The 597-nt window shown below is 49.1% G+C and carries 1 tRNA gene and 2 rRNA genes; all 3 read right to left on the reverse strand.

The annotated features are described in order from the left end of the window. Positions 1 to 107, reverse strand: a 23S ribosomal RNA gene (locus ABD819_RS21445); the annotation flags it as partial. A 198-nt stretch (positions 108 to 305) separates the two neighbouring features. Further along, positions 306 to 379: transfer RNA gene (locus tag ABD819_RS21450), tRNA-Ile, on the reverse strand. A gap of 98 nt (positions 380 to 477) precedes the next feature. Then, positions 478 to 597: ribosomal RNA gene (locus ABD819_RS21455) — 16S ribosomal RNA — on the reverse strand; the annotation flags it as partial.

The raw sequence follows: 597 nt of genomic DNA on the forward strand, positions 1-597 counted from the left end.
GAGGATTAACGGGTATGTGCCCCTCCCCCCAGCTTATCGCAGCTTATCGCGTCCTTCGTCGCCTCTGAGACCCTAGGCATCCCCCGTGTGCTCTTGCTTACTTCGCTTTCGTAACGCTACTCCTATTGCTAGGAGATGCTTTGTCTTATTGCTAAGACCAAGCGCGCTACGCTTCGTTTTTGTTACCCCTTACGTCAAAGAACGTTCGTCACTCTGGTGTTTAGTGACATCGTAGAAGAATACCTATTGTATTCCTCTAATTACTTGCTGAATCCGGAATCTATCAGACCACCTAGCGAACCAAGTGGGCCTGCGTGGACTCGAACCACGGACCTCTACATTATCAGTGTAGCGCTCTAACCACCTGAGCTACAAGCCCGTATTCGGATTCAAAATTATTTGAATGAAGGAAAAGACAAGCAGTAAGTTGTCGTTACTGTAACACTACTCTTGAACTCACGAGTCGAACTGCTCCAGAAAGGAGGTGATCCAGCCGCACCTTCCGGTACGGCTACCTTGTTACGACTTAGCCCTAGTTACCTGTTCTACCCTAACTGGCTTCGTTGCGGAGCACCAGCTTCAGGTCTACCAAACTTC

It is taken from the genome of Hymenobacter antarcticus (assembly GCF_039539545.1).
GTDB classification, from domain to species: Bacteria; Bacteroidota; Bacteroidia; order Cytophagales; family Hymenobacteraceae; genus Hymenobacter; species Hymenobacter antarcticus.